The sequence below is a fragment of the Pirellulaceae bacterium genome (genome assembly GCA_019636385.1).
GTDB lineage: Bacteria > Planctomycetota > Planctomycetia > Pirellulales > Pirellulaceae > Aureliella.
Genome location: JAHBXT010000003.1, coordinates 621,785 through 646,614, shown reverse-complemented (window position 1 = coordinate 646,614; position 24,830 = coordinate 621,785). Strand labels below are relative to the sequence as shown.

Genomic DNA, 24,830 nt, shown 5'->3' with positions numbered 1-24,830 from the left:
GCATTGGTTACCGAGCGCGATGTTGCTTTACAGATATTATAGGTTTTAACTTGGAGCAGACAGCCATGAAATTGGTCTTGAACTATAAAGTCAAGAGTGCTTGGAGACTAGCACTGTTGCTGCTGTTTTTCGGTGCGTCACCGGCAGCGGCCGAAGAATACTTGTCTGGTATCAGATGGGAAAAACCCAAAGTGCTGACCCCAGGTGCCACTTCCGCTGATGCTCCATCAGACGCAGTCATTCTGTTTGACGGCACGGACCTTTCTCAATGGAACAATGCGGACCAGTGGCGGATCGAAGAGGGTGCCATGGTATCTGGCCGAGGAGACATCTTTAGCAAAGAGACATTTGGTGACTGTCAGTTGCACCTTGAATGGTCCGCGCCAACGGAGATTCGCGGCAGCGGTCAAGGTCGTGGCAACAGTGGCATTTTTTTCATGAATACCTATGAGATTCAGGTGCTAGATTCGTTCGAGAACGAGACATATCCCGACGGCCAGGCGGGAGCCATCTACAAGCAGACTCCGCCGTTGGCCAACGCGATGCGACCTCCCGGTCAATGGAATGTTTATGACATTGTTTGGACGGCGCCGAGATTCAATGAAGACGGCTCGCTGAAGTCTCCCGCATACATTACCGCCATTCACAATGGCATCTTGATCTTGAACCATTTTCAGCTAGAGGGGGACACACCCTATCATCGCCCGCCAGAATACAAACAACATGCGGATGCCGGACCGATTCGCTTACAGGATCACGGCAATCCTGTTCGCTTCCGCAATATTTGGGTCCGACGGCTGCAGCCAATTCAAGGCGAACGAGAGCGCGGTCCATTTATTCGTCGCGGCGCCCAGGAAATACCTGTGCAGGACAAATAGCGATAGCTCGCGGCTTCCATCGAACCTGCTACGCTGGATTTTACAACCGGAATACATCTTGAAGTAGGGATTTGGAATGTCCGATCGCGTGTGTCGGTTTGGGATATTGAGTACAGCCGGAATCGGCCGCAAGAATTGGAAAGCCATGCGCTTGGCGAGCAACTCTCGAGTGGCGGCCGTAGCCAGTCGTAGCCAGCAGGCCGCGCAGCAGTTTATCGACCAGTGCTCCAGTGAAGTACCGCAGACCTCGCCACCACAAGCCTTTGGGTCTTATCAGGAATTGCTCGATAGCGACCAAGTCGACGCCGTTTATATACCGCTGCCCACAGCCCTGCGACACCAATGGGTGATTCGAGCTGCCGAGGCCGGCAAGCATGTGATCGGCGAGAAGCCATCGGCATTGCACGCCGGTCAGTTGAGTGAGATGCTGGAGGCCTGTCGCCAACACGGCGTGCAGTACATGGATGGCGTGATGTTCATGCACAGCCAGCGTCTACCGCTGGTTCGTCGGCTGCTGGCCGAACCAGGCAAAATTGGAGACGTGCGCCGCTTGGTATCCGAGTTTAGCTTTGCTGGTGGCGATGAATTCGCGCGCGAAAATATTCGTACCAACAGTCTACTGGAGCCCTATGGATGCTTGGGGGACTTAGGCTGGTACTGCATTCGAGCATTCTACTGCCTGATGGATGAGCAGTTGCCCGTTGAAGTACGTGGCCGGACGCTGACCACCATGCGCGGCCACGCCAGCCCCGGCGATGTGCCCGGTGAATTCTCCGGAGAGCTACTTTTTCCCGGCGGAGTAACCGCCTCATTTTACAATTCATTTCGTACGGCGCACCAGCAATGGCTGCATGTTAGCGGTTCGCTGGGATACTTGAGGATTGACGATTTCGTTCTGCCCTACCGCGGAGCTGAATTGTCGGCCATCGTTGGTAACGATCATTTTGCCATCGACAATTGTTCTTTCCACATGGAAAGCCATGTGCAACGCCACACTGTGAACGAATACGATGCCGGACATACTTCAGCGCAGGAAGTCAGGATGATTCAAGCGTTTGCTGCACAGGTACTATCAGGTCAATTGAATTCGCAGTGGCCTACTTGGGCGCTGCATACCCAACAGATCATGGACGCATGCTACCGGTCTGCTCAGCGTGATGGGGCTGCCGTTACTTTGTAGGCGTTGCACCTAAAGTGCAACTAGATGTTTGCACGTTCGACTCGACACCACACGCGATACGCGGCGATGTTCGCTCAATGAAAGAAGATTCGACATCTGCTAATGAGGCCTATATCCAGGACTTACACCATCCGCTACTGGCTGCGTATTATGACTTGCGCAACAGGAATTGGACCTGGCATAGCGGGATTTTTATCGCCGAAGGGCCGCTAGTTGTTCAGCGGCTGCTGAATAGTCACTATCAGGTGCAAAGCGTACTTCTGGATCAAAAATACTACGCACAATACCGTCCGCAGGTACCGGATTCCATTCAGTTGTTAGTAGTTCCACATGAGTTAGTCGAGCGACTGGTAGGCTTTCATTTTCACCGAGGCGTACTAGCATGTGGCGTTCGACCGGCAAGAAAGTTCATCACGGACTACGACCTTTCGCAAGTCGATTGTGCAGCACAAGCAGAATGCAGTGACCTTCAGAACCGAAACGAACCGAGTTCCACCAGCGCCACAAACCAGACATGGTTAGGACTGATCGGTGTTCAGGACCCGGAAAATGTGGGCGGAATGCTGCGAACCGCAGCTGGACTTGGAATCACGGGGGTTCTGATCGGGCCCAGTACAGCCGACCCTCTGTCGCGACGCGCCTTGCGTGTATCAATGGGTAATGCGCTCAGCCTGCAGCTAATCCACTGTTTAGATTTGAAACGCGACCTACAGTCATTCAAGAAACGAGGCTTTTCCTGTGTAGCCACAACCCTCAGTTCCAACAGCCTGCCGCTGACCAGTGCTCGGAGGTCCGGACCAGTACTTTTGCTGATGGGAAACGAGCGTTATGGATTACCGAACGACGTACTAACCCTGGCAGACCAATGTGTGCGAATCGAAATGCACCACTGCACGGATTCTCTGAACGTGGGCGTTGCCGCAGGCATCGTCATGCATCACTACTGCGGCCATTCCGGAACATGATCCGTTAGGGATTGGCTGGGATGGTAATCCGCGTTAATTGAGCAGAAATATTGTCACGCATCGCCGTAATGTCCGCAAAGGCTACCGTTCCGTTCTTGTCGATGTCGGTCAGCCCACCTGCGCCAACAATCTGGGCGACGGTGTTCTTGATCTCAGTAATGTCTGCCAATGAAACCGTAAACGTCGGCGTTGCATCTGGACCTGTGGTTTCACCTCGCAGGTGCCCCACATACAGCTCCCGAGTATTTTCTCCGACAGTTGCCTTGATGCACAGATAACGGTTGGCGATCGCACCGTCAGCCCACAAAATCCGTACGCGGTCATTTCCGCCCGCCTCGGCCAAGTCCGGATGCAGCGTCACCGATGTCGGTGCCGGAGCGTTAGCCCAGCCTGACACTGGATTGGCACCTTCGTTGAACGCACCGGTAGGACTCATCTTGTATTCCAAACTAAGATCGCTCAACGATGCTAAATTATCGAAATCTAACACAACTCCAGTCAGTCCACGAGTATCGTTGGTCAGGTTGATCAGGCCAACTTGAACCGGCGCAGCACCGCGTTGAATCAGTTCCTTGATCGGGTTGACTGCGTTCCAGGGCGGGGTCCCACCACCACTAAAGCCATTGTGATAAACCAGTTCGGACGCTGGATTAGACAGAGTAGCTGTGGCCACGATTTGCCCGTCAAATCGCGAGTTTTCAAAGGGCAAGTCGAAGATGAACAAGGTGAATAGACAATGGATGCCCATTGTCAGCTTGCGGTTCCGTCCTCCGGTGTTTTCAATCGTCAAATTCCCAGTGTTGGTTCCCTGAGTGGTCCCAATTCTGATCCGATCAGGAAACGTTATGAAAAACGCCCAGAAGTCAAGAATTGCACCATCCTCTCCACCAACCGTAAGCGTGCTCGCGTTACCCGTCCAGGGGCCCGAGCCGCTCAAATTCACGGTACCATCAGCATCGAAGTTTATCCTCCACATAGCGCAGGGAGCAATTCTTGAAACCCCACCCAATGTAAGATCAAACGCAACTGCCGCTGGATGGCCATTGGCGGGGAGAGTATGGTAGTCGAAGCGCTTTGGTGGTCCCGGATTGTAGAAATTGCGGTCCGGAATAAAACTACCAACTTCTGCAATTCTCATATCGTCATTGCCAAATGTAAATTGAACGCGAGAGCCTTCGGTGTAGTTTGTATTGAACGTTCCCTGCAGGCGTGACAACCTTCCTGCACTATCCTGCCAGTCAGCTACTGGATTTGGCATAGTAGGGTCATTGGGGTCGAACGGCGTGGGAGCACCCCGCAGATACACAGGAAGCAAACTACTTCCAACGGCAAACACCTGATCAGGAATTGTAAGTCGAATCCAACTCTGGTTCGAGTCGATAGTCCAATTCACCTCGGCCGCTTTAACTTGGCTTGCAAGGCCGTTAGCAAGCGCAACCGTCCAAAACAATACATTTCGAACCTTCATACGCTGATACTCCTGAAGGTAAACGAAGTAGAATTAAAACCGCTAAGCTCGCTGCAATACAACCGCTGGAGCTATGATTCTTCTGGAGCTTAAACAACTGTCATTGGAGCATCATCTTGAATTGTCTCTAGTTGTTCAGTCCCGTCAGGTTCTACTGTATTTCAGGCGTGGTAAGTAGAGAGAGTGTCACGTACGCGCGGACGGTTCTTTGTGTAGCCGATGAAATCAGATTATCTGCAACATACTTGGGTCAAAGCGAAAGCTTCGGCGACGCCTCGTTGATCCTGCCCGATGAATCGCCAACCCAGCGCTACGTGATTTATCGTGACGTGGCAGAATTCGCCCGCACTTTGGTGCTAACCCCATTACACGAAGGCCATAGCAAACGTACCTACGAAAAACTGCTTGGGGTCATCCCCCAAGCAGTTGTAAAATCTCAGATTACATTGGCATCCAACCTGCCCAGTACATCATCCATTAGGGACTGACTGGGATGGTAATCCGCGTCAACTGAGCAGAAATATTGTCACGCATCGCCGTGATGTCCGCAAAGGCTACCGTTCCGTTCTTGTCGATGTCGGTCGGTCCACCTGCGCCAACAATCTGGGCAACTGTGTTCTTGATCTCAGTTATATCAGCAAACGAAACCGTAAACGTCGGCGTTGCATCTGGACCTGTGGTTTCACCTCGCAGGTGCCCTACATACAGTTCCTTCGTATTTCCTCCGACCGTTGCCTTGATGCACAGATAACGGTTGGCGATCGCATTGTCGGCCCACAGAATCCGCACGCGGTCATTTCCGCCTGCCGCAGCCAAGTCCGGATGCAGCGTCACCGATGTCGGCGCCGGAGCATTGGCCCAACCTGATACTGGATTGGCACCTTCATTGAATGCTCCCGTTGGACTCATCTTGTATTCCAAAGTAAGATCGCCCAGCGCTGCCAAGTTATCATAATCCAGCACAACCCCGTTTAGTCCGCGGCTATCGTTGGTTAGGTTGATTAGGCCAACTTGAACCGGTGCGGCACCGCGCTGAATGATTTCCTTGGTCGGGTTAACCGCGTTCCAGGGTGGCGTCCCGCCACCACCAAAGCCATTGTGATAGACCCGCTTGGCGACCAGATTGGCCGCTGGACTTGGCAGCGTAGCAGTAGCCACGATCTGCCCGTCAAACCGCGAGTTCTCCAACGGCAAACCGCTAATCAACACAGTGAATAGGCAATTAATGCCCATTGTCAGTTTGCGGTTCTGCCCTCCGGTGTTTTCAATCGTCAGATTCCCGGTGTTGGTTCCCTGAGTGGTCCCAATCGTGATCCGATCAGAACCTGTTATGGAGAACGCCCAAAAGTCAAGAATTGAACCATTCTCTCCACCAACGGTAAGCGTGTTCGCGTTACCCGTCCAAGGGCCCGTACCGCTCAAATTCACGGTACCATTAGCATCAAAGTTCATTCCCCAAATGGCACAGGGAGCAATTCGTGAGAAACCACCCAAAGTTAGGTCAAACGCAAATGCTGCTGGATGGCCATTCCCAGGGAGCGTATGGTAGTTGAAGCCCTCTGGCGGTCCCACCGTATAAAAGTTGCGGTTGGGAATAAAGCTACCAATTTCCGCAATTGTCGCAGCGTCATCGCCAAATGTGAACTGAACGCTAGAGCCTTCGGTGTAGTTTGAATTGAACGTTCCCTGAAGGTGTGACAGCCGCCCGGCACCGTCCTGCCAGTCAGCTACTGGATTTGGAGTAAATGGGTCATTGGGGTCAAATGGCGTCGGGGCACCCCGCAAATACGCAGGTACCAAACTACTTCCAACGGTAATAAGTTGATCTGGAATCGTCAGTCGAATCCAGCTTTGCGCGGTGTCAATGGTCCACGTGACCATTTCAGCCTGGCCAACATTGGACAGACAAACGGCAACCAGTGCCGCAAGCGCCATCGTCTTCTTAATGATCATTTAATACTACTCCTATGAAACTACTATTGTAACTGAAATTACGATTGTAACAGTCAATTGCTATAAGGACACCGATTTGGCGAGCAGCAAGCTCAACTGACTAGCCTGACTTCAACAGCTTATCAACGGACAGCCGAAAAAAAACCTGAGACGACCGTCCAGCACACAAACACCACAGACATACCACAAAACCCCAGTTCGCCAGGTCAACGCCCGCCAAACTGGGGTTATAGTCATTTCGAATTTCCTGAAAGTTACACCTTACGGCGACGACGCAATGCGCATGCCGAAACTGCCAATCCCAGCAGACTCAAACTAGCAGGCTCAGGCACTGTGGCCGTCGCCAGAATCCGGGATTGGAAGCTGGCATTTACCGGCAATCCATTGATGAAAGTGACAAACGGCACGGTATGCGTAATCACCATTTCACGGTTCAGCCCACCGGTATTAACGATGTTAAGCGAACCGTTCACACCCAAATTGGAATTACCGACCAGTGCACCGAGATTCGTGCGACTGTCAGTGATCAAAAACAGTGCGTCCAGGTCGAGAATCGTCCCCAGTGCGCCGACTGCCAATGTCCCTGCACCGGTTCCAGCATAGCTAGATAGACCCGTCGCAGTTCCAGCGTAGTCTGTATTGACATTGTAAAAATTCAGAAAGGCGATCTTGAAGGCTCCGGTGTGGGTCAAGTCCGCAGCGAACACCGACGGGCTGACCGCGCCATTGGCGGTGTTAAACGTACTTCCATCCCAAGACGCCGCATCCGGTCGCCAATTTCCAGTCGCCGCTGCAGGTGCCGCGTGTGTACCGGAAGCAAAGGTTATCGAATTGGAGGTCATATTCGACGCAATCACGCCGGATACTGACGCTAATCGTTTACCGGAGTCCGTCCAGCTGCCGGCCACCGGATCGCCTGGGTTGGCGGTTTGATTACGGAGATACGCAGGCAGAGTATTGCCACCACCGATGTTAATCACCTGATCCGGCACGCTCAGCCGAATCCAACTCTGGTTGGAGTCGATTGTCCAATTCACCACGGCCGCTTGACCTTGGCTTACGAGGCCGCAAGCAAGCGCCACCGTACAAAGCAATAAAGTTCGAATCTTCATACGCCAATACTCCTGAAGGTAAACGAAGTAGAATTAGGGCCGCTATGCGCCCCGCAAACATTGCGCTAGCGGGACCAGAGTAGACCTAAGTCCAATTTAGCTGGCGGAAGAAATTACTCAATGCTCTCAAGCCATATTTCCGTCAAGAAACGTAATGTTTCTATAAACAGACCACCCCACATTACAGGGGGCTGCAAGTACCATGGCGAGCACAAGCCGTCTGAATTTGCTTTTGGATACTTTTTTGGTTCCCCAACTAAGATTTGCCAGGGACGGCAAAAAACGGCTCAGCTCGTTCGCACCTGCGAATGGCGTCCATGAGGTTATGGTGCTGAAGAAACTCAGTACCTTAAGACCCTTTTCAGACGGCTGATGAGTCAATTCTTGGTGGTATACTCCGGATCGCGATACCTTTGGCCACTGCGATACAGTTTCAGGCGCTCGGCCAGCGGTTCAGCGGCCTCTTGGCCATCTCTGGCTGCCAGAGCCTCCTGTGCCTGTTCGGCGAACTGTACAGCGGTCGCAAAATCTCCCGCTGCTGCGTGAGCCGCCGCAAGGGTGTCCACCAGCTCCGGTGTCTTGTACTGGACCTTTCCACACGCGTCTGCCGCTAGTTCAATGGCCCGTTGGGGGCGGATCACAGAGTCAGGCCCCGTAGCCAGGATCCACGCTAAGTTATTGGCGATCAGGATTTGAGTTGGCCGCAGTCGCAGCGATTCTTCAAACTCGCCGACGGCTTCCACCAACTTCCCTTCGGCCAACAAGACGATTCCCATTTCCGAATGAACTTCGGGCGACTGGCGGTCCACGGCCAGCGCCTGCTGAAGATACTGCATGGCCTTGGCCGAGTCACCTCGTCGCGTTTCCAGTCGGCTGAGCGACTTGAGCGCCAAAATTGAATAGGGATCCAGCTCGACCGACCGCTTGAGTAACTTTTCGGCCTCATCGAATTTGCTTAGTTCAATTTGCACAAACGCTAAATTGGCCAGGGCGTTTGAATTATTGCGATCAATGGCCAGCGCCTTTCTCAAAAAGCCTTCAGCAACTTGCCATTTCTTTTGAGACATGGCACCAGAGGCCATGTTATTGTAGGCAGGCGCAAAGTTAGGCCGAATACGAATCGCCTCCTCGAACTGCTCCAAGCCCTCGTCGTAACGCTCCAGATCGTTGAGCGCCGAGCCTACACTAAAGTAGGTTACTTCGTCACTGTGCAAATCCGGCAACGGCCAGCAGGTCGCAATGCCAATTAGAAATGCCAGAAGTGTGGCTGGTACAATTTCCCGGAGCGCCGCTGGAAATTGGCGCTCGGTCCACAATTGCCAGGCGCTGACCAATCCGGCGGCAGCAAACAATGTAACCATGGGGACCAGCGGATAGCGATAGCGGGCAAAGACATAAAACAGCGTTACCGCCAGCGCGAAAGCCAAGGTCAGTCCATACAGCCACAACAACTGTGGCCATTTTTTCCTTGTCAACCACATCCCCGCCCCAGCCAGCGCGTTCAAGATGCCGAAATTCATGACCCAACTCAAGCCCATCAGAACTGGCGAATAGCGCGCATGAACGCGAATTCCTTCACCGTCGACAGTCTCCAATTGATTCCAAGTCAAAAACCACTTCCAGGCCAGCAGCTTCAGCCAACCTACGGGATCGTCCAGGATATCCCGGCGCGTGCGCGACATCCAATACTGCGAGACCTCACCTGGAGTCAGCGAGCGGCCTGCGGCCGCTTCAGCCAAGAGCCGCGCGTCTGTACGTTCAAAGCGTGGATCCCCTCGATCCGGGCGTAGCGAGACGTACTGCCCGCGGGCTCCACGATGATTGCCAATAAAAAAGTTGGGTCCCATTTGAGCCGTTGTTAGCAGGAATTCGCCACCGACGTGATAGTTCCGCAGTCCAACCGGCAGCAACACCAGCGACAAACCAGCTACCAGCATAACCAGATTCACGGCTAATCCGCGCAGCAATTCCCGCTGCCAGCTCAACCAACCGACCCAACCGACCAACACCGGAAAAAGCACCCAAGCGTTTTCTCGATTGAGAATTAGCCCGCCTAGCAAAACACCGATTGCCAAAGCACTACGGGAGCGCATCTGGTACTGACGGCGGCTCACAACCCACAACAACGCACACATCAACAGCAAGTCCAGCGAGGCCTTCTGCAAAATGCCGTCAAAGAAAATGGCTGGAGGATAGGCCGCCAAGATAATTCCTGCGCACCAACCAACGCGGCGATCAAAAAGGTGACTGCCAGCTCTGGCCAACAGTGCACTGGCCAGAGCACCAAACATGGCTTGTACAATGCGAACTGCCCAAACGGAATGTCCGGTAATGGAATAGATCACCGCTAACAGGTAGGGATACAGCGGCGTTTGATAGAACACTTCGCTGCCCATCCACTGACCGCCAGCGATCTCGCGCGCCCAACGATCGTACTGCCAAGCGTCTCCGATCAACACCTCAAAGATCAGCGAGCGAGACATGCCCCAATAGTGTAACAATCGAATTACCAGAGCGACGGCAAACACGACGCCAAACTGCAACCATGCGCCAGACGATTTTAGATCACTCGGATGTGTTGTATTCAGGAAGGTCGCTTGGCTTGCCTGCTGACCAGCGGTTCCAGCCTCAATCCAGGTTTTCTGGAATTTGGGTGCAGTGCTGCGATCGCCACGGAAATCGACAGCTTTGCCTTTTTTTTTACCACGCGTCACGTTCGACTATGCCTGCTGGGGCTTGAATACTTCTGGAGCTGAAATAAGTGGCCGTGGAGCATCATCTTGAATTGCCGGCGGATGTCCAGTCCCATCAAGTTCTGCTGAATCCAAGGGGTGGCAAAATAGAGTTGAGAAGGTCTGGCTTTTATCGAACGATCTGTGACCTCAACTAGTCCAACATTGTCGGAAGTGCATTGATTCTTCGAAGCTGAGCCTTTACCGGTAACTGAGCCATAGGGGCCAGAGGCTGTTCACGCCAACCGTGGGCCGACGAATCGCGTCGTCGGTTACATCAAAGGTTAACTGACTTGCTGAATCGTCCGCGCTTGTGGCGATTCCTACTACACTAACCTGCAACATGCAGAAAAAAAACTGCTTGGGGTCATCCCCCAAGCAGTTGCAAAATCTCAGATTACATTGGCATTCAACCTGCCCAGTACATCATCCATTAGGGACTGACTGGGATGGTAATCCGCGTCAACTGAGCAGAAATATTGTCACGCATCGCCGTGATGTCCGCAAAGGCTACCGTTCCGTTCTTGTCGATGTCGGTCGGTCCACCTGCGCCAACAATCTGGGCAACTGTGTTCTTGATCTCAGTTATATCAGCAAACGAAACCGTAAACGTCGGCGTTGCATCTGGACCTGTGGTCTCACCTCGCAGGTGTCCTACATACAGCTCGCGTGTCACTCCTCCGACCGTTGCCTTGACGCACAGATAACGGTTGGCGATCGCATTGTCGGCCCACAGAATCCGCACGCGGTCATTTCCGCCTGCCGCAGCCAAGTCCGGATGCAGCGTCACCGATGTCGGTGCCGGAGCATTGGCCCAACCTGACACTGGATTGGCACCTTCATTGAATGCTCCCGTTGGACTCATCTTGTATTCCAAAGTAAGATCGCCCAGCGCTGCCAAGTTATCATAATCCAGCACAACCCCGTTTAGTCCGCGACTATCGTTGGTCAGGTTGATTAGGCCAACTTGAACCGGTGCGGCACCGCGCTGAATGATTTCCTTGGTCGGGTTAACCGCATTCCAGGGTGGCGTCCCGCCACCACCAAAGCCATTGTGATAGACCCGCTTGGCGACCAGATTGGAGGCTGGTGCGGGTAAAGTGGCATTGGCGACAATTACACCAGTGATAGTCGCTACCAGTGGCAAGTCTTCAACGTCCACCGCGAAGGGCATGCTGATAACCATTGTCAACCGGCGGTTGTTACCGCCCGTGTTTGTAATCGTCAAGCTTCCATTAGCGTTGGGGGCAGTTGCGCCAGCGTCAAGAGTCACCTCCCTATCGCTCAACAGAAATGAATCAAGATCCGCGAAGGCACCGGCCTTCAACCCAACATCAAAGATATCACTAGTTGTCCATCCGCCACCTCCAGGAGACAGATTGACTGTTCCCACCACGTCATAGTCGATGTTCCGCAAGGCGATGTCCCCGAGGACGAATTGCCCTTCTTGGCCAGGTCCCAAAATGACGTTCGCACCGAATGCTGCAGGTGCACCGGTATTGGGGGCGTAGGACCCTGGAGGACCTGGATTCCAGGCAGCCGGATCAGGTCTAAGTATGTTGTTCTCGAGCGCGTTAACATCTTGCTCACCAGCGACAAACGCCAAACTTGAACCTTCGACATAATCTGTCTTGATGGTCCCGCCAACAAAAGAACGCCGGCCACCAGCGTCTGTCCAATCAGATGCAATCGCAATGCCATCCACATAATCTCTCAGGCCAAGCGGCAGTTCACCAGCCTCCCCAAGCGGAACAATCTGATCCGGAATACTCAATCGAATGTAGCTATTAGCCGAATCAATAGTCCAATTTACCGTGGCGGCATGGGCTTGGCCGATTGCGCCCACCAGCAGCGCGGAAGCCCACATTATTCTTCGAAGTTCACATCTCATTGCTCTGTTTGCTCCCAATTAAAAATGAGTACCAATTTGAATTTACGGAAAACACGTCAAAATCACGAGTCACCCGCCCTTAATGGACTACCTGACGTCAGCCTCAACGCTTCTAGCGACTGTTAAGGAATTAGGCCCTCCTTAGCGTCACACTTTAGCAAGACTTTTGCTCCCGTAGGACTGTCGATTGTAACCGATCTGCGAGATATAATCAACAATCTGGATTGGAATTTCAGGGCAAAGTTAACTGGAATCAGTTTCCATAACGGCAGTGTAGCCGGGTTGCCGAGAGTAATTAGCCTGAAAGCTGCAGCCTTCGGCGGGGAGCCTGGTAACAGCACCGAGTCGGCAGAGGTAGTACAATGCGGCGTTCACCAGCATTCCACTACGGGCCTCGGCCGTAACTGACACTGTCCCAAGCGCGCTCTCGGTCAATGCTCAGCTACTTTTTGGCTCCGCTCGGCCACTTCCTGGCTCCGGTTTCGCGTATAAGTTGCGAGCAACAGCCCATGACGCTGAGCGCCGTGCCTGACGCACAAAAAAAAGCGGGACGAGCCATTCAACTCGTCCCGCCAGTTTTATCCAAGCCGGAGACAATCTCGATCTGCGCCAGCTAATAACCAATCGCACGCCGACGTCGGAAGACACCCATCGCCAAGGCTGCAGCCACTAATCCCATACTTGCGGGCTCCGGAACAGTGGCAAAGGCCACGATCTGACCGGTGATACTGGCAGTTAGAGGCAGGTTGTTCAGCTCAAGGGCTACTGGCAGATCTACAACAATGGTCAGTTTACGCTGCAAACCACCGATATTTTCGATCATCAGCCCCCCTACATTCGTGCCCAGCAACGGATCCAGAGCCACCCCAAAGTCGGTGATTAAATCGATTAAGTCGACATCGATCGTGGCACCAGCTAAGGTACCTAGGTCCAGCGAACCGCTGGTCTGGCTCCAAGTACCCGTCGGACCTTCAGTCAAGCCTGCGGTACCGTTTACATCGTATTGAATATCCAGAATTCGCACATGACCCAATCTCAAATTGGCATAAACTCCAGGTAGTTCTTCAGGATCCACTTCGCCCGAGAGCCAAACATCCGCCGCAAACGAGGCAGGTCCAGGCGTACCGGGAAGGAACGAACCGCTCTGGACAGCAGTGGCGTTGTGAGTACCAGAAGTGAACTGTATGCTGGAGCCTTCAGAGTACCAGCTGGACAGCGAACCGGTAACAAAATTCCTTCTCCCACCATCGTCGGTCCAGAGCAACGGTTCATCTGGATCACCCGAAAGTATCGGATTTTCCTCGCTACCACCGTTGGTCTGATAATCCCTCAACGCAGCCGGCAAGGAAGTATCCTCGGTAACCGGCACCTGCTGGTCGGGCACATTCAGTCGAATGAAGCTTTGCGTGGAGTCTATCGTCCAAGAGATTAAAGCCGCCTGAGCTTGGCTGGAAAGCAGAACGCTTAGACAAAACAAGACCGCTCTCATCGTTACACCTCGAACGTAAAACACAAATGAAAAACATGCGTATCGAGCGAAAACATCCATAAGCGGTGGCACTACGGAACCGCTTTGCACACCACAGACTCGTTACAATGCTCTTACTTTAACTAAGTGCGCAATAGACGCAAGCTATTGTGAGTCTAGGAACCGGACTTTTCTCCGTAATTTCTACAATCCGGTGGGATACGGGACATCTCCCGATACATCAACCTTGCTCATCTTGATAACGGCGGCGTTAGTTTAATGGCTGATTCTGGTCGTGATATTTCTGGACCAGGCTCATCTTCCTCAGTTTCGTTTTACGAGCGAGTCGGCAGGGATTGGCTTATGTGGCGGGCAAGGGCTTTCGTTCATCAAAGAATCAATCCACGTGTATTTGATTAGCTACTTCTTGGCTTGCTTTTGCTTGCCAGTTGCGAGCGTCAGTCAATGACGCCCCGTTTCATACCTGAAGGACGCACAACGAACAGAGCCCTTGGGACTTCGGGGAAGTCCCAAGGGCTCGTATGAGAAAGTTGCCAACTAAACTTGGCTGCCCAGCGGCAAGCTGAGTCAGAAATTTAGCGAATATTTAGCAGGATATCCGTCGGCGGCGACGGAACAACGAGCATGAGCCCGCTAGACCAACCAGGGCCAAACTTGCAGGCTCGGGAACGGTAGCAAAGGCTCGCATGTGTCCGGCCAGCGAACCGCTAATCGCAATTCCGTCACCCAAATCAAGAATGAGCGGGATATTGATGACCTGATCAAGCCGGCGATTAAGTCCGCCTAAATTGGTGATCGTAAGTCCACCTGAATTGCCGAACAGCGTGTTTCCAAACAGACCGGTTACGTCACCGCCTGCTTCGTCAGGCAACAGTTGGCCGAGCCCTAAGCCGATATCGGCAGCGTCTATGTCGTACAAACCACCTGATAGACCAAACTGCCCTCCGGTTCCTGTGTAATTACCACCAGAGCCCGACATCGCTACTACGCCACCGGCGTTGTAATTCAAATCTCGAAGGCCGATGAAGCCCACGGTAGCATTCACAAAAACCAACGCGTTGATGTTAATTCTGAGTGCGAACGAGTGAGGCGATCCACTAGTATTTGTGAATTGACCTCCAGGATTGGAAGCGTTTGTTGCGGTTGGATCGAACGCGGCAGGGTTGGGCCGGAAGGACCCGAAGTTAATGGAGGTCAAGCTGTGAAGACCGGATGCGTACGCAAAGCTGAGCGGACCACCGAAAACATTTGGCGGACCTTCTTCATTGTACCAAGTTGCCACTGTACCACCGAACCGCGACATACGTCCGCCAGCATCACTCCAGGTTCCGTTGTCAGCATTGCGCAATCGAACGTTAATGGTCGTACCGGATACGTTCGATGCGGTATTCAATGGCAAATTGATACGAATGTAGCTATTCGCCGAATCCACGGTCCAGTTCACGAGCGCAGCGTCCGCTCGACTGGCCATTAGGCTCAGCATTGCCGCCGAGCACATTAACAACATTTTTCTCATCATCTTCAAGGCACTCCCTAAAAACACACTCGATGTAGATCTTGACTGAATCAACAAGATCCAGCCAACCAAAACTAAGTACTCACGGCCCTAGGGTGTATTAAATTGCACTCTAGGGGCCAGCAGGGTAGAGTTTAGTTACATTGGAAGCTAGTGCAAGCATCCTAAAGCTGAGAACTGGAAAATTCGGAAGATTTTCCGATCCACTACCACAAGGGGGGTTACCTAATGGAACTGGTTAACCGGTTTTGCAGATATTGGGCTTAGTAGCAAGTTGAACTTGCCGTACCATTGCGTCGGCCCTTCGGGTTGAGTGACACATCGCTGCCTGGCCACCGTTGGGTTGCGCCAATTGCCGTCAAGCAGAACATTCAGCAATCCCTTGTGAACCAAGTTAAAGCCGGCGATACAGTCAAATAAACCGGGCCGTGCAGGTGAACCTAGCAACGCAATCCTCCTGTAGGGACCAAACATTGCTAAAAAATGGCGTATACCGGGCAAGAGTCGTCCTGTAGGGACGAGACGGAATTGGCGGGGCTGATCGGAGCTACCAATATTGTGTCCCTTCGGGACACTGCCGATGCGGCGTGGCGGATGGGTTCTATTAAAACATGTGTTCCTTCGGGACGAAGCGAGTGACTGTCCGTTTTCTAGTTCGTGGTTCGTCCGTGCATGGTTTGGTACGAGGTGGATGTGGGTAAGAAGACAAATCGCTCGAACTCGACTCAGCCCAGCGTTTTGAGTTCCAAATTTGGCGAATCGCGACAATCAAGAAGCGATAGCGTGCCAAGTGCCAGCAGTTCGCCAAACGAGTTTCGAGCCACTTTCTGGTGGAGCCGCCCGTGGATACTGTGTGCGGTTCTAGCGGTGGGTACGCTGGCGGCCTATTGGCCAGCCACTCAGGCGGAATTCTTGCCGTTTGACGACCAAGAGTACATCTTTCGCAACCCCCAAGTCTTCGATGGTTTCAGCCGTGACTCCATCGTGTGGGCGTTTACGAAAGTGCACATTTCCAATTGGCATCCGCTGACTTGGTTGAGCCACATGTTGGACTCGGAGATGTTCGGGGTCCAGCCCGGCGGGCATCATGCGATGTCCATTCTATGGCACGTTGCCAACGTCATGCTGCTGTTCATAGTGCTGACTAAGTTGACTGACAAAGCCTTACCCAGTTTTGCCGTGGCCGCCTTGTTCGCGGTTCATCCCACGCACGTCGAGGCGGTAGCCTGGGTAGCGCAGCGCAAGACGCTGATCAGCACGTTTTTTATTCTGCTGTCCATCTGGACCTATTTCAATTACGTACGTCACAAATCGTGGCGATGGTACGCAGCGAGCCTGCTACTCTTTGCCTTATCGCTACTGTCCAAACAGACCTTCGTGACCATGCCGGGGCTGCTGGTTCTGTTGGACTTTTGGCCGATTCGTCGCGGGCTGGACAACGCTGGTGCCCAGCATAGTTCACTCATCAAGATGATTCAGGACGCGCTACGATTTCTGCCCGATAAATTGCCGTTTGCAGCATTGGGTGTGGCGGCTGCGCTAGTTACTGTGCTGGCCCAGACAGATGCCATCCAGTCGCTAGAAAGCTTGCCGGTGCCCTTGAGGCTGAGCAACGTGTGCGTGGCCTACGTCAGGTATTTGGCGGGAATCTTTTGGCCGGCCAAGTTGTCGATCTATTACACGTTCCACGCCGAGGATCTGACTACGGTCCGCATCGCAGGGGCAGTGTTGCTGATCCTGATACTCAGTGGCGGCGCATTGTGGCTGCGAAACCGACTTCCCCAACTTGTAACGGGCTGGTTCTGGTTCTTGGTATCCATGCTGCCGGTCATCGGGATCATTCATGTCGGCTCGCAGTCCATGGCTGACCGCTATCTGTACAACGCTTCTTTAGGCATTTTCCTGGCAGTTGTGTGGATGGTGGCCGATTGGCTGGCAAAGATTGAGCGGCATCGACCGTTGTGGATCCGCAGCACGATGTGCGTGGCCATGGCTGGAATCATGGCCTTGGCCGTGTTGACCTATCAGCGCACCAGGCAGTGGCGTACTGTGGAAGGCACGTTCGGCGAGGCCATCCAGCATGACCCAACCAATTGGTTAGCTCACTGTTTACTGGCCGAATGGGCCATCGAGAAGCGCGAATTCGAAAAGGCCATTCCGCACGCGCAGCAGGCCCTTGACGAGTTGGAACTGCCGCGCTTTTACGTGATGTACTCGGTAGCCAGTCGCGAACTGGACGATCGCCCGGGGGCGATTGAAAAACTGCAGCGCGCACTGGAATTGGAACCCGACGATGCGCTTGCCAGCAGCCTGCTGGCGGTAAATTTTCTGGAGCTGGAGCGCAATGATGAAGCCGAAGCCATGCGGATCCTGGCCGAAGAAAAGATCCAGCTGCCAGCCAATCAGGCGCATCCGCGAATTCCTGCGCTGGCCCTGCGCAATTGCGGGAACGTTTTACTGCAGTTCAATCGTCCGGCAGAGGCGATGGAGCGTTTTCTGGCGGCTCTCAAGTGGGATCCTCGCGAGCCGCTGCTGATTCATGACCTGGCGCGAACCGAGCTACGGCTCGACCGAGTGCAGCCTGCAATTGATCGGCTTACGGAATACCTTCACCGCGAACCCAAGGACGCCGCTGCCCGGGCACTGCTGGCCACGGCCTACAAACAGGCCGGCGATCGGGGGCGAGCTGAAGAGCTACTGCGTGAGGCGTTGCAACTGGATCCCGAGGACACTTTCGCGACGTTGCAGTTGACCGACATGCTGGTGCAAGCTGGCAAGATCGAACAGGCCGATAAAATGTTGCGTGAGACCTTGGATAAGCAACTCCGCCGGCCAATATCCCGCGATTCCAAACATTGGATTGGCGAGTTGAATACGCAACTTGGCGACATTTGCCTGGCGCGAAAATTACTGCCCGAAGCGGTCGCTCATTACCAAGTCGCCTTGGAGAATTGTCCAGAGCAGTTTGTGGCTAACAACAATTTGGCGTGGCTACTGGCGACTGAGCCCGATCCGCAAATTCGTAATCCGGACGAAGCCTTACGATTGGCTCAGAAGGCGATCGAATTGCCAGGCGCTAAAGACAAAGGAGCCTTGGGGACATTGGCGGCTGCACTGGCCGCTGCAGGCCGCATGCAGGATGCGGTGCAGGCCGCCGAACAGGCACTGACGGTGGCTCGAGAAAAGGGCGATCCCGCCGCGATCAGCCAGCTCCAGCAGCAGTTGCAGTTGCACCAAGCTGGCCAAGCGCTGGTCGAATCGGTACTATCTAGTCCGTGAGGTGGAGGTGCCAAAGGCGGGTTCGCCACTAAGCTCTCCACGCTCTGGCGAGTGTAGCTACGTAGTGCCAGTACGTCGGTCTAGCCAAAATGAATCACTCGAACGAGTTAAAAGTACAAATTCCTGGAACCGGTGGTCCGCTGCGCGGTAGCTTGTTGACTCCACCGTCTGCGCAGCCCACAGCGGCCGTCCTGATTTGCAACGCAACTGGGGTACCGGCTCGGTATTATCTGCATTTCGCTCGCTGGCTGGCGGCAGAACGCGGGATGGCGGCGTTGGCTTGGGACTATCGCGACTTTGGTGAATCCGGACACCCGCGACGATCGCGAGCAACCTTGGCCGATTGGGGTATTGACGATGCCGCCACGGCTCGACGCTGGCTGGCCGGCCGTTTTCCTGGAATCCCAATATGGATTGTGGGACATTCGTTGGGGGGATTGGCCATGCCGTTTCAACCCGAGCTGGAGGCTGTCGACCGAGTGATCACGGTTGCCGCTGGGCCGGTACATTTAAGCGATCACCCCTGGCGGCACAAGGTTTTAATCGGTTCAATCTGGCATGGCCACGGTCCATTGTTAACCGCCATGCTGGGGCATTTTCCAGGAACGCGATTGGGGTTTGGCGCAGATATTCCTGGTCCCGCCTATTGGCAGTGGCGGCGGTGGTGCAGTCGCCGGGGTTCCGTAATGGCCGATCGAACTCTGCCTCCACTGGCCAGTGATCGCTTGCGAGCCCCGGTGACGCTGGTAGCATTTTCGGATGATCCACTGGTTCCCCCCCCAGCAGTCTGGCGACTGGCCGACCTGCTACCGCAAGCTCCGGTGACTCGCCGATTAATTCGCCCAGAAGAGCATGGCCTGAAGAGTATTGGTCACGTGGGGGCTTTCGCGCCGCGTTGCCGGAGTGTGTGGCCGGCCCTTGTTGAGGCGTAACAGGCGAGAGCCAGAAGGCCTTGGCCCTGGCCAGTGTAGTTAGGGGTCAGCGCTGGGCATGCCCAAGGATCGAGGCGTAGACTTGGGCAACGCGCTGGGCCATGATGCGGTCGGTATAGTTTTGGCGGTGACGCTCCAACGCCGCGCGGCTCATCTCCTGCCAGCGCCGTCGATCGCTGACCATCTGGATGATTTTCGCTGTTAGACTCGTTGCGTCGCACGGTTCAGCTAACAGCCCTTCTGTGCCATCACGAACAACTTCTGGCGTGCCTTCAACTCGAGTCGCAATGACCGGCACGGCGGCAGCCAGCGCTTCGAGTACGACCATGGGCATACCTTCACCGAACAAGCTGGGCAGCAGTAGCGCGTCCAAGCGGCGTATTGCGCTGGCGATGTCGCTGGTAAAGCCAGTCCAAGTGACGTTACCATCCAATCCCCAAGAGTCGATGTGGGCCTGGATTTGATTGCGATACTGGTCGCTTTCGAAGCCGCCGATCAATTCCAGTTCAATCGGCAGATCGCGCCGCTTGATCTCGGCCATCGCTTCAAGCGCTACTTCAACGCCTTTGCGCGGTCGCATGAGTGCGATCAGTCCCAAGCGCCAGCGTTGTCGATCCAGACGCGCATGGGAGTCGATGGGCTGGATGGCCGGCACGCCGTTAGGTACCACACTCAATCGCTGTCTGGGAACTCCCAGTCGCAGCATTTCGCGGCGCAGACTGCGACTGACTGTCAGCAATCGTGTGCAAGATCGAATTGAGTAGCGCTCGATCCAATCATTGAGACGATTGACCAGCCCGCGCGTGCTGTCACGCGAAGTCGGGCTGTGAACATGGTAACACCAGGGCCGACCCGTGCGTTTAGCCACCAGCGCCGTGATCAACGCCGATCGTGGTGTGTGGGCGTGCAGTAGATCGAACTCCTGCGCGCACACTTTTTCAGCCAATTGATGGACGACTCGCAGATCCGCGCGCCCGCGCATGGGTATCGAGGTAACGCGATCAGGCTCCAACCCACACAGCGACGGAAACTTTCCCGGCTTAAGGCAGACAAACTCGGACTGAACGCCAAAATCTCCTAAGCACTTCCCAAGCAATTGCTGCACGCGCTCCGCCCCCGAAAAATGCTCGCCGTTGATCACGTGCAGGACTTTCCCGATATGCGGCACGGCCTGCACCGTCAGCTCGACCGGAGCTGCATCGGCAGTGGGCACAAACGGTGAGAATGGTGTCAGGTTGGAGGAGATCTCGGTCGCGGGCATGATTGGAGGATGTTCTGTAGTTAGGAAGTTGGCAGACTGCAGTACCGCTACACCTTGGTTGCGACTTGCAAATCTAGGCTACAGCTCAGCCGGCCCCCGTCGACAGGCAGCGTGAACTGCTGTAGCGCTTGTTTGACTAGGGGGATCGCTGCCGGAGGTAGCGATTATTCGGATGGGAGCGAGCGTCCAGGTTCGGATTTGCTCTAGACGGGTTCGGCAGAAGGTCGCTCGAAAAACGCAGATGGCCGACCAGAAAATGTCCACGCTCTGGCGAGCGTGGCTACGCTTGCCAAGCTAAGCCCAATCGAGGGGCGTGCGCCAAGCGGTCAACAGCTCAGACCAGGGTAGGTCGATGAGCATTCGCTGGGCGGAACGAATCAGGCAGCGGTCGTTTGCCGCCACTTGGCCAAGCAGCCACAGTGGTATTCCATGCATCTGTTGCTGAAAGGCTTCTTCAAATTCCGGTGCCACTTCGACAACAAAGCGACTGTTGCTCTCTGCAAACAACAGTTCGACGGGACTCAAATTGGCGTCGCGGACGGCTTGAGTAATGTCAACATCAATTCCCAGTTGCCCGCCGAAGGACATTTCCGCCAGAGCTACTGCTAGTCCACCTTCGCTGAGGTCATGGCATGCACGAACATGGCCATTGACGATGCTGGCGTGCAGCGCATGGAAAGTAGCACGCGCCTGCGACAGATCAACTTGCGGCACTTGACCACCAACCAGTTTCAAGATCTGAAACAGATGTGATCCGCCAAACTCGCAGCGACTGTTGCCGATCAGGTACAGTCGATTGCCGGCTTGTTTCAAATCCATCGTCACGCACTGGCGCACGTCACTCACTTGGCCGAGCGCGCTAATCAGTAGCGTACTGGGGATAGCGATCGTTTGACGCTCGCCTGCAGAATTAATCCACGTGAATTCGTTGTTCAGGCTATCTTTGCCGCTGATAAACGGCGTTTGCCAGGCAATGGCCACATCATGGCAAGCCAGCGCCGCGCGAACTAGCGTTCCCAGCGTTTCAGGACGATCGGTATTGCCCCAACAAAAGTTGTCCAGGATCGCGATGCGACGGGGATCGGCCCCCACTGCCACCGCGTTGCGAACCGCTTCGTCAATCGCACTGGCGGCCATGTGATACGGGTCAAAATCGCCGTAGTTGGGATTCATGCCGCAACTGAGCACGACGCCTCGCTGGCTGTCCAATCGCGGTCGTACGACGGCGGCATCGCTAGGCGCCTGGCAAGCCGGACCCACCAACGGTTTGATGGCGCTGCCGCCCTGCACCTCGTGGTCATACTGGCGAATGATCCAGTGCTTACTGGCCACATTCAGTGAACCGAGAATGCTCAGCAGGCTACTCTGGCACTGCTGTTGATCCAGATCGGGAACGTGCGCGATGATGGATGCCGGAGGTAGATAGGCGGCTTGACGGACCACGGGTGGTCGGCCGCCGTGTAGAAACTCCATTCCTAGATTGCCCACCTCGTGGCCATCGTAACACAGTCGCAAGCGGCCCGAATCGACAAATTGGCCAATCACAGTCGCCTCGACGCCTTCCGCCGCGCATAGTTCTTGCATGCGATCCAATTTGCCGGGAGGTACGGCCAGGATCATGCGCTCCTGTGCTTCGCTAATCCAAATCTCGGTGTAGCTCAGGCCTTGATACTTCAGCGGCGCTCGCTCGAGCCACACCTCTGCTCCAACGTGCTCGCCCATTTCGCCCACGGCACTGCTAAAGCCACCGGCACCGCAATCGGTCACAGCGCTATACAGCGCTTCGTCGCGGGCTTGCATGAGAACATCCAACACCATCTTCTCGGTGACCGCATTGCCGATCTGGACGGCCCCACCCGAGATCGACTCGCTTTCGCTAGTCAATTCGGCGCTGCTGAACGTAGCGCCATGAATGCCGTCGCGTCCTGTGCGTCCGCCGACAGTCACAATCCAATCACCGGGCTGAGCTTTCTTGTCAACTTTATCAATCGGCAACAGTCCCGCGTTTCCGCAATAGACCAACGGATTACCAAGGTACCGGGAATCAAAGTAGACCGCACCGCCCACGGTAGGGATACCCATGCGATTGCCATAATCTCGTACGCCGGAAACCACTCCTTTCATGACGCGGCGCGGATGCAAAACACCGGGAGGCAGCGCGGCGGGATCGACGTCAGGTGGTGCAAAGCAGAAGACGTCGGTATTACAAAACGGTTTGGCACCCAGTCCCGTGCCCATCGGATCACGGATCACACCTCCAATACCGGTGTTCGCTCCGCCATAGGGCTCAATGGCGCTGGGATGATTGTGCGTTTCGACTTTGAAGACCACATGATAATCGTCGTCAAAGCGTACGACACCCGCGTTATCCGAAAAGACCTTCACGCACCAATCGTCTGCGCCCAATTGAGCGCGAATCGTTTGAGTGGCCTTGAAAATGGTCTCTTTGAGCATATTGTCGAATTGTCGCGTACCAATTTCATCGGTGTAAGCGATGCGCCCAGCCAACGTCTTGTGGCTGCAATGTTCGCTCCAGGTTTGCGCAATTGTTTCCAGCTCGATATCCGTTGGCTCGCGGCCTAGCTCTGCGAAATGCCGCTGGATCGTCTGCATTTCGGGCAAGGTCAAGTAGAGCTGTCCCTGCTTGCTGAGCTGCAGCAATTCCTGCTCATTCAAGGTAGAAATCGCAACCGTGCGCAAGCGGAAGTCGTACTGAGAGCCGACATCCAAGCTACGTAGCTCGAGCGGGCCGAGCACCACACGTTCGATGGAATCGTTGGACAGAAGCTTTTGAATGAGCCTCTGCGATTGTTGAGGCGTGAGGTCACTGAGCCAGTACTTACGGTAGGTGGCCACAAAGTCGACTGGCAAGCTCATATCTTGCAGGGCCTGCAGCGAGCTGATCGCCACCGGATCCATGACACCTGGGCGCAGCAACACATGCACCAATTGGCTCAAGCCGTTGCGGGACTCGGCCATCACGGGATCGCCAACTTGGGCGATTGTAGTCGATTCGACAATGGCGTCAGACAAAAGCGAACTGGCGGCTTGCTGGGCCAGTGTCCGGTCTAGTTGACCTTGCAGTAGAAAGCCGTGAGCGGCCGAGATGGACAAGTGGGCATCGAGTCCCAGATCGCGTGCTTCAGCTTGAAGTCCCTGGCCGACAACATCGGGCTGACCAGGTGCTGGAAGGATTTCAATCTGCCAAATCATCTCAGAAGTTGCATCGTGCATGGCTGGAACAGGTCAATGGAGGCGTCATAAAAGTGAAATGGAATTTGAGCGCAGTTGGGCGCGCTGCGGATGTTGCTCAATCACCCGATGTTTCGCGTGAACCGACGACGCTGTCGCGTCGGGTCTTGCCCGCCTGCAACAACTCGACTAACTGCTCGGTATCGCCGCGCTCGATTGCGCCGATCCACTGCTCAAGTGAGCGAGCGTAAACTCGCATGGCTTGCTGAACAGGCTGCCGATTCTCACTGATGATTTGCTGCCACAATTCAACATTTCCAGCGGCGACGCGGGTCGTATCGCACCACCCCGAGCCGACCAGCGGTAGCAATTGCTGATCCGTGATGGCTGCCAGCGCCGAGGCGACGATGTGCGGCAGGTGGCTAACGTGGGCCAGGGCCTGGTCGTGCTGATCCGGGCTCATTACTACCGTGCGACTTCCTAGTGACTGCCACAGCAACTCAGATTGCCGGGCCAACTCGGGTGGCGTATTGGAATCTGGGGTAACGATGGTCAGTCGATCAACCAACAAATCCTCCCTAGCAAATCGCACGCCACTCTTTTCGCTGCCCGCAATGGGGTGTGAGCCACAAAACCGAGCGCTGGCCGAACGGAGCGATTTGCAAATATTGGCTTTAGTACTGCCAACGTCAGTAATCAAACAGTTGTCTGACAGCTCGCACTTCAAGGCCTGCTGCACATAGTTGACAATGGCCTGAACTGGGGTGCACACAATGATTAAGTCGGCAGCTTTGCAAGCAGTCTGAATGTCGCTGCACACACAGTCGATGGCTCCCAGCTCGAGCGCCGTTTGCAAGGTTTGCGGGCGATGCCCAAGTCCGACAACAGTCCGCGCCAGCTGTCTGCGGCGCAGGGCCAAGCCGATGGAGCCGCCTAGTAGCCCAACTCCGATGATTACGGCGCGATTGTACTGCGTCATAAC

15 protein-coding genes are annotated in these 24,830 nt (G+C 54.6%); 5 read left to right on the top strand and 10 right to left on the bottom strand.

What is annotated here, in order from left to right; all coding sequences use genetic code 11:
- The first annotated feature begins 65 nt into the window (after positions 1–65).
- The 3 genes from KF752_13240 to KF752_13230 all read left to right on the top strand — a co-directional run bounded on the left by KF752_13240 (position 66) and on the right by KF752_13230 (position 3,023).
- Complete coding sequence (locus KF752_13240; GenBank protein ID MBX3422512.1) at positions 66–878, top strand: DUF1080 domain-containing protein; 813 nt, start codon at positions 66–68, stop codon at positions 876–878.
- Between the two features lie 76 nt (positions 879–954).
- Positions 955–2,058 (top strand): Gfo/Idh/MocA family oxidoreductase, encoded by a 1,104-nt coding sequence (locus tag KF752_13235; protein ID MBX3422511.1) that lies wholly within the window; start codon positions 955–957, stop codon positions 2,056–2,058.
- Between the two features lie 77 nt (positions 2,059–2,135).
- Positions 2,136–3,023 carry an RNA methyltransferase gene (locus KF752_13230; protein ID MBX3422510.1) on the top strand — a complete coding sequence of 296 codons (888 nt, stop codon included), beginning with the start codon at positions 2,136–2,138 and terminating at the stop codon, positions 3,021–3,023.
- Between the two features lie 4 nt (positions 3,024–3,027).
- Here KF752_13230 and KF752_13225 read toward each other — a convergent pair whose 3' ends face one another.
- The 7 genes from KF752_13225 to KF752_13195 all read right to left on the bottom strand — a co-directional run bounded on the left by KF752_13225 (position 3,028) and on the right by KF752_13195 (position 15,187).
- The gene (locus KF752_13225) at positions 3,028–4,491 is read right to left on the bottom strand and encodes a hypothetical protein (GenBank protein MBX3422509.1); all 1,464 of its coding nucleotides are present in this window, start codon (positions 4,489–4,491) and stop codon (positions 3,028–3,030) included.
- 477 nt (positions 4,492–4,968) lie between these two features.
- Positions 4,969–6,444: a hypothetical protein gene (locus tag KF752_13220; GenBank protein MBX3422508.1), complete on the bottom strand. Its 1,476-nt coding sequence runs from the start codon at positions 6,442–6,444 to the stop codon at positions 4,969–4,971.
- 254 nt (positions 6,445–6,698) lie between these two features.
- Positions 6,699–7,556, bottom strand: coding sequence for a PEP-CTERM sorting domain-containing protein (locus KF752_13215; GenBank protein ID MBX3422507.1), 858 nt, complete (start codon positions 7,554–7,556; stop codon positions 6,699–6,701).
- A gap of 377 nt (positions 7,557–7,933) precedes the next feature.
- Positions 7,934–10,270 (bottom strand): tetratricopeptide repeat protein, encoded by a 2,337-nt coding sequence (locus tag KF752_13210; GenBank protein ID MBX3422506.1) that lies wholly within the window; start codon positions 10,268–10,270, stop codon positions 7,934–7,936.
- 451 nt (positions 10,271–10,721) lie between these two features.
- Complete coding sequence (locus tag KF752_13205; GenBank protein MBX3422505.1) at positions 10,722–12,179, bottom strand: hypothetical protein; 1,458 nt, start codon at positions 12,177–12,179, stop codon at positions 10,722–10,724.
- Positions 12,180–12,792: 613 nt separating this feature from the next.
- Entirely contained in the window at positions 12,793–13,668 is an 876-nt protein-coding gene (locus KF752_13200) for a PEP-CTERM sorting domain-containing protein (protein ID MBX3422504.1), read from the bottom strand.
- Between the two features lie 586 nt (positions 13,669–14,254).
- Positions 14,255–15,187, bottom strand: coding sequence for a PEP-CTERM sorting domain-containing protein (locus KF752_13195; protein ID MBX3422503.1), 933 nt, complete (start codon positions 15,185–15,187; stop codon positions 14,255–14,257).
- 669 nt (positions 15,188–15,856) lie between these two features.
- On the opposite strand from KF752_13195, the gene KF752_13190 reads away from it, so the two are divergent.
- A complete protein-coding gene (locus tag KF752_13190; GenBank protein MBX3422502.1) occupies positions 15,857–18,463 on the top strand; it encodes a tetratricopeptide repeat protein in 2,607 nt (868 codons plus the stop codon).
- A gap of 89 nt (positions 18,464–18,552) precedes the next feature.
- Entirely contained in the window at positions 18,553–19,395 is an 843-nt protein-coding gene (locus KF752_13185; GenBank protein ID MBX3422501.1) for an alpha/beta hydrolase, read from the top strand.
- 46 nt (positions 19,396–19,441) lie between these two features.
- Here KF752_13185 and KF752_13180 read toward each other — a convergent pair whose 3' ends face one another.
- The 3 genes from KF752_13180 to KF752_13170 all read right to left on the bottom strand — a co-directional run bounded on the left by KF752_13180 (position 19,442) and on the right by KF752_13170 (position 24,827).
- On the bottom strand, positions 19,442–20,656 hold the full coding sequence (locus tag KF752_13180) for a glycosyltransferase (protein ID MBX3422500.1): 1,215 nt from the start codon (positions 20,654–20,656) through the stop codon (positions 19,442–19,444).
- Between the two features lie 294 nt (positions 20,657–20,950).
- The gene (gene purL, locus KF752_13175) at positions 20,951–23,869 is read right to left on the bottom strand and encodes a phosphoribosylformylglycinamidine synthase subunit PurL (protein MBX3422499.1); all 2,919 of its coding nucleotides are present in this window, start codon (positions 23,867–23,869) and stop codon (positions 20,951–20,953) included.
- Between the two features lie 97 nt (positions 23,870–23,966).
- The gene (locus tag KF752_13170; GenBank protein ID MBX3422498.1) at positions 23,967–24,827 is read right to left on the bottom strand and encodes a prephenate dehydrogenase/arogenate dehydrogenase family protein; all 861 of its coding nucleotides are present in this window, start codon (positions 24,825–24,827) and stop codon (positions 23,967–23,969) included.
- Positions 24,828–24,830: the final 3 nt, after the last annotated feature.

What these genes read in the sequence shown, in the direction of transcription:
- KF752_13190 (MBX3422502.1), top strand. Translation starts at nt 15,857, where the DNA reads ATGGTTTGGTACGAGGTGGATGTGGGTAAGAAGACAAATCGCTCGAAC.
- KF752_13220 (MBX3422508.1), bottom strand. Translation starts at nt 6,444, where the DNA reads ATGATCATTAAGAAGACGATGGCGCTTGCGGCACTGGTTGCCGTTTGT.
- KF752_13230 (MBX3422510.1), top strand. Translation starts at nt 2,136, where the DNA reads ATGAAAGAAGATTCGACATCTGCTAATGAGGCCTATATCCAGGACTTA.
- KF752_13240 (MBX3422512.1), top strand. Translation starts at nt 66, where the DNA reads ATGAAATTGGTCTTGAACTATAAAGTCAAGAGTGCTTGGAGACTAGCA.
- KF752_13180 (MBX3422500.1), bottom strand. Translation starts at nt 20,656, where the DNA reads ATGCCCGCGACCGAGATCTCCTCCAACCTGACACCATTCTCACCGTTT.
- purL (MBX3422499.1), bottom strand. Translation starts at nt 23,869, where the DNA reads ATGATTTGGCAGATTGAAATCCTTCCAGCACCTGGTCAGCCCGATGTT.
- KF752_13170 (MBX3422498.1), bottom strand. Translation starts at nt 24,827, where the DNA reads ATGACGCAGTACAATCGCGCCGTAATCATCGGAGTTGGGCTACTAGGC.
- KF752_13195 (MBX3422503.1), bottom strand. Translation starts at nt 15,187, where the DNA reads ATGATGAGAAAAATGTTGTTAATGTGCTCGGCGGCAATGCTGAGCCTA.
- KF752_13205 (MBX3422505.1), bottom strand. Translation starts at nt 12,179, where the DNA reads ATGAGATGTGAACTTCGAAGAATAATGTGGGCTTCCGCGCTGCTGGTG.
- KF752_13225 (MBX3422509.1), bottom strand. Translation starts at nt 4,491, where the DNA reads ATGAAGGTTCGAAATGTATTGTTTTGGACGGTTGCGCTTGCTAACGGC.
- KF752_13200 (MBX3422504.1), bottom strand. Translation starts at nt 13,668, where the DNA reads ATGAGAGCGGTCTTGTTTTGTCTAAGCGTTCTGCTTTCCAGCCAAGCT.
- KF752_13215 (MBX3422507.1), bottom strand. Translation starts at nt 7,556, where the DNA reads ATGAAGATTCGAACTTTATTGCTTTGTACGGTGGCGCTTGCTTGCGGC.
- KF752_13235 (MBX3422511.1), top strand. Translation starts at nt 955, where the DNA reads ATGTCCGATCGCGTGTGTCGGTTTGGGATATTGAGTACAGCCGGAATC.
- KF752_13185 (MBX3422501.1), top strand. Translation starts at nt 18,553, where the DNA reads ATGAATCACTCGAACGAGTTAAAAGTACAAATTCCTGGAACCGGTGGT.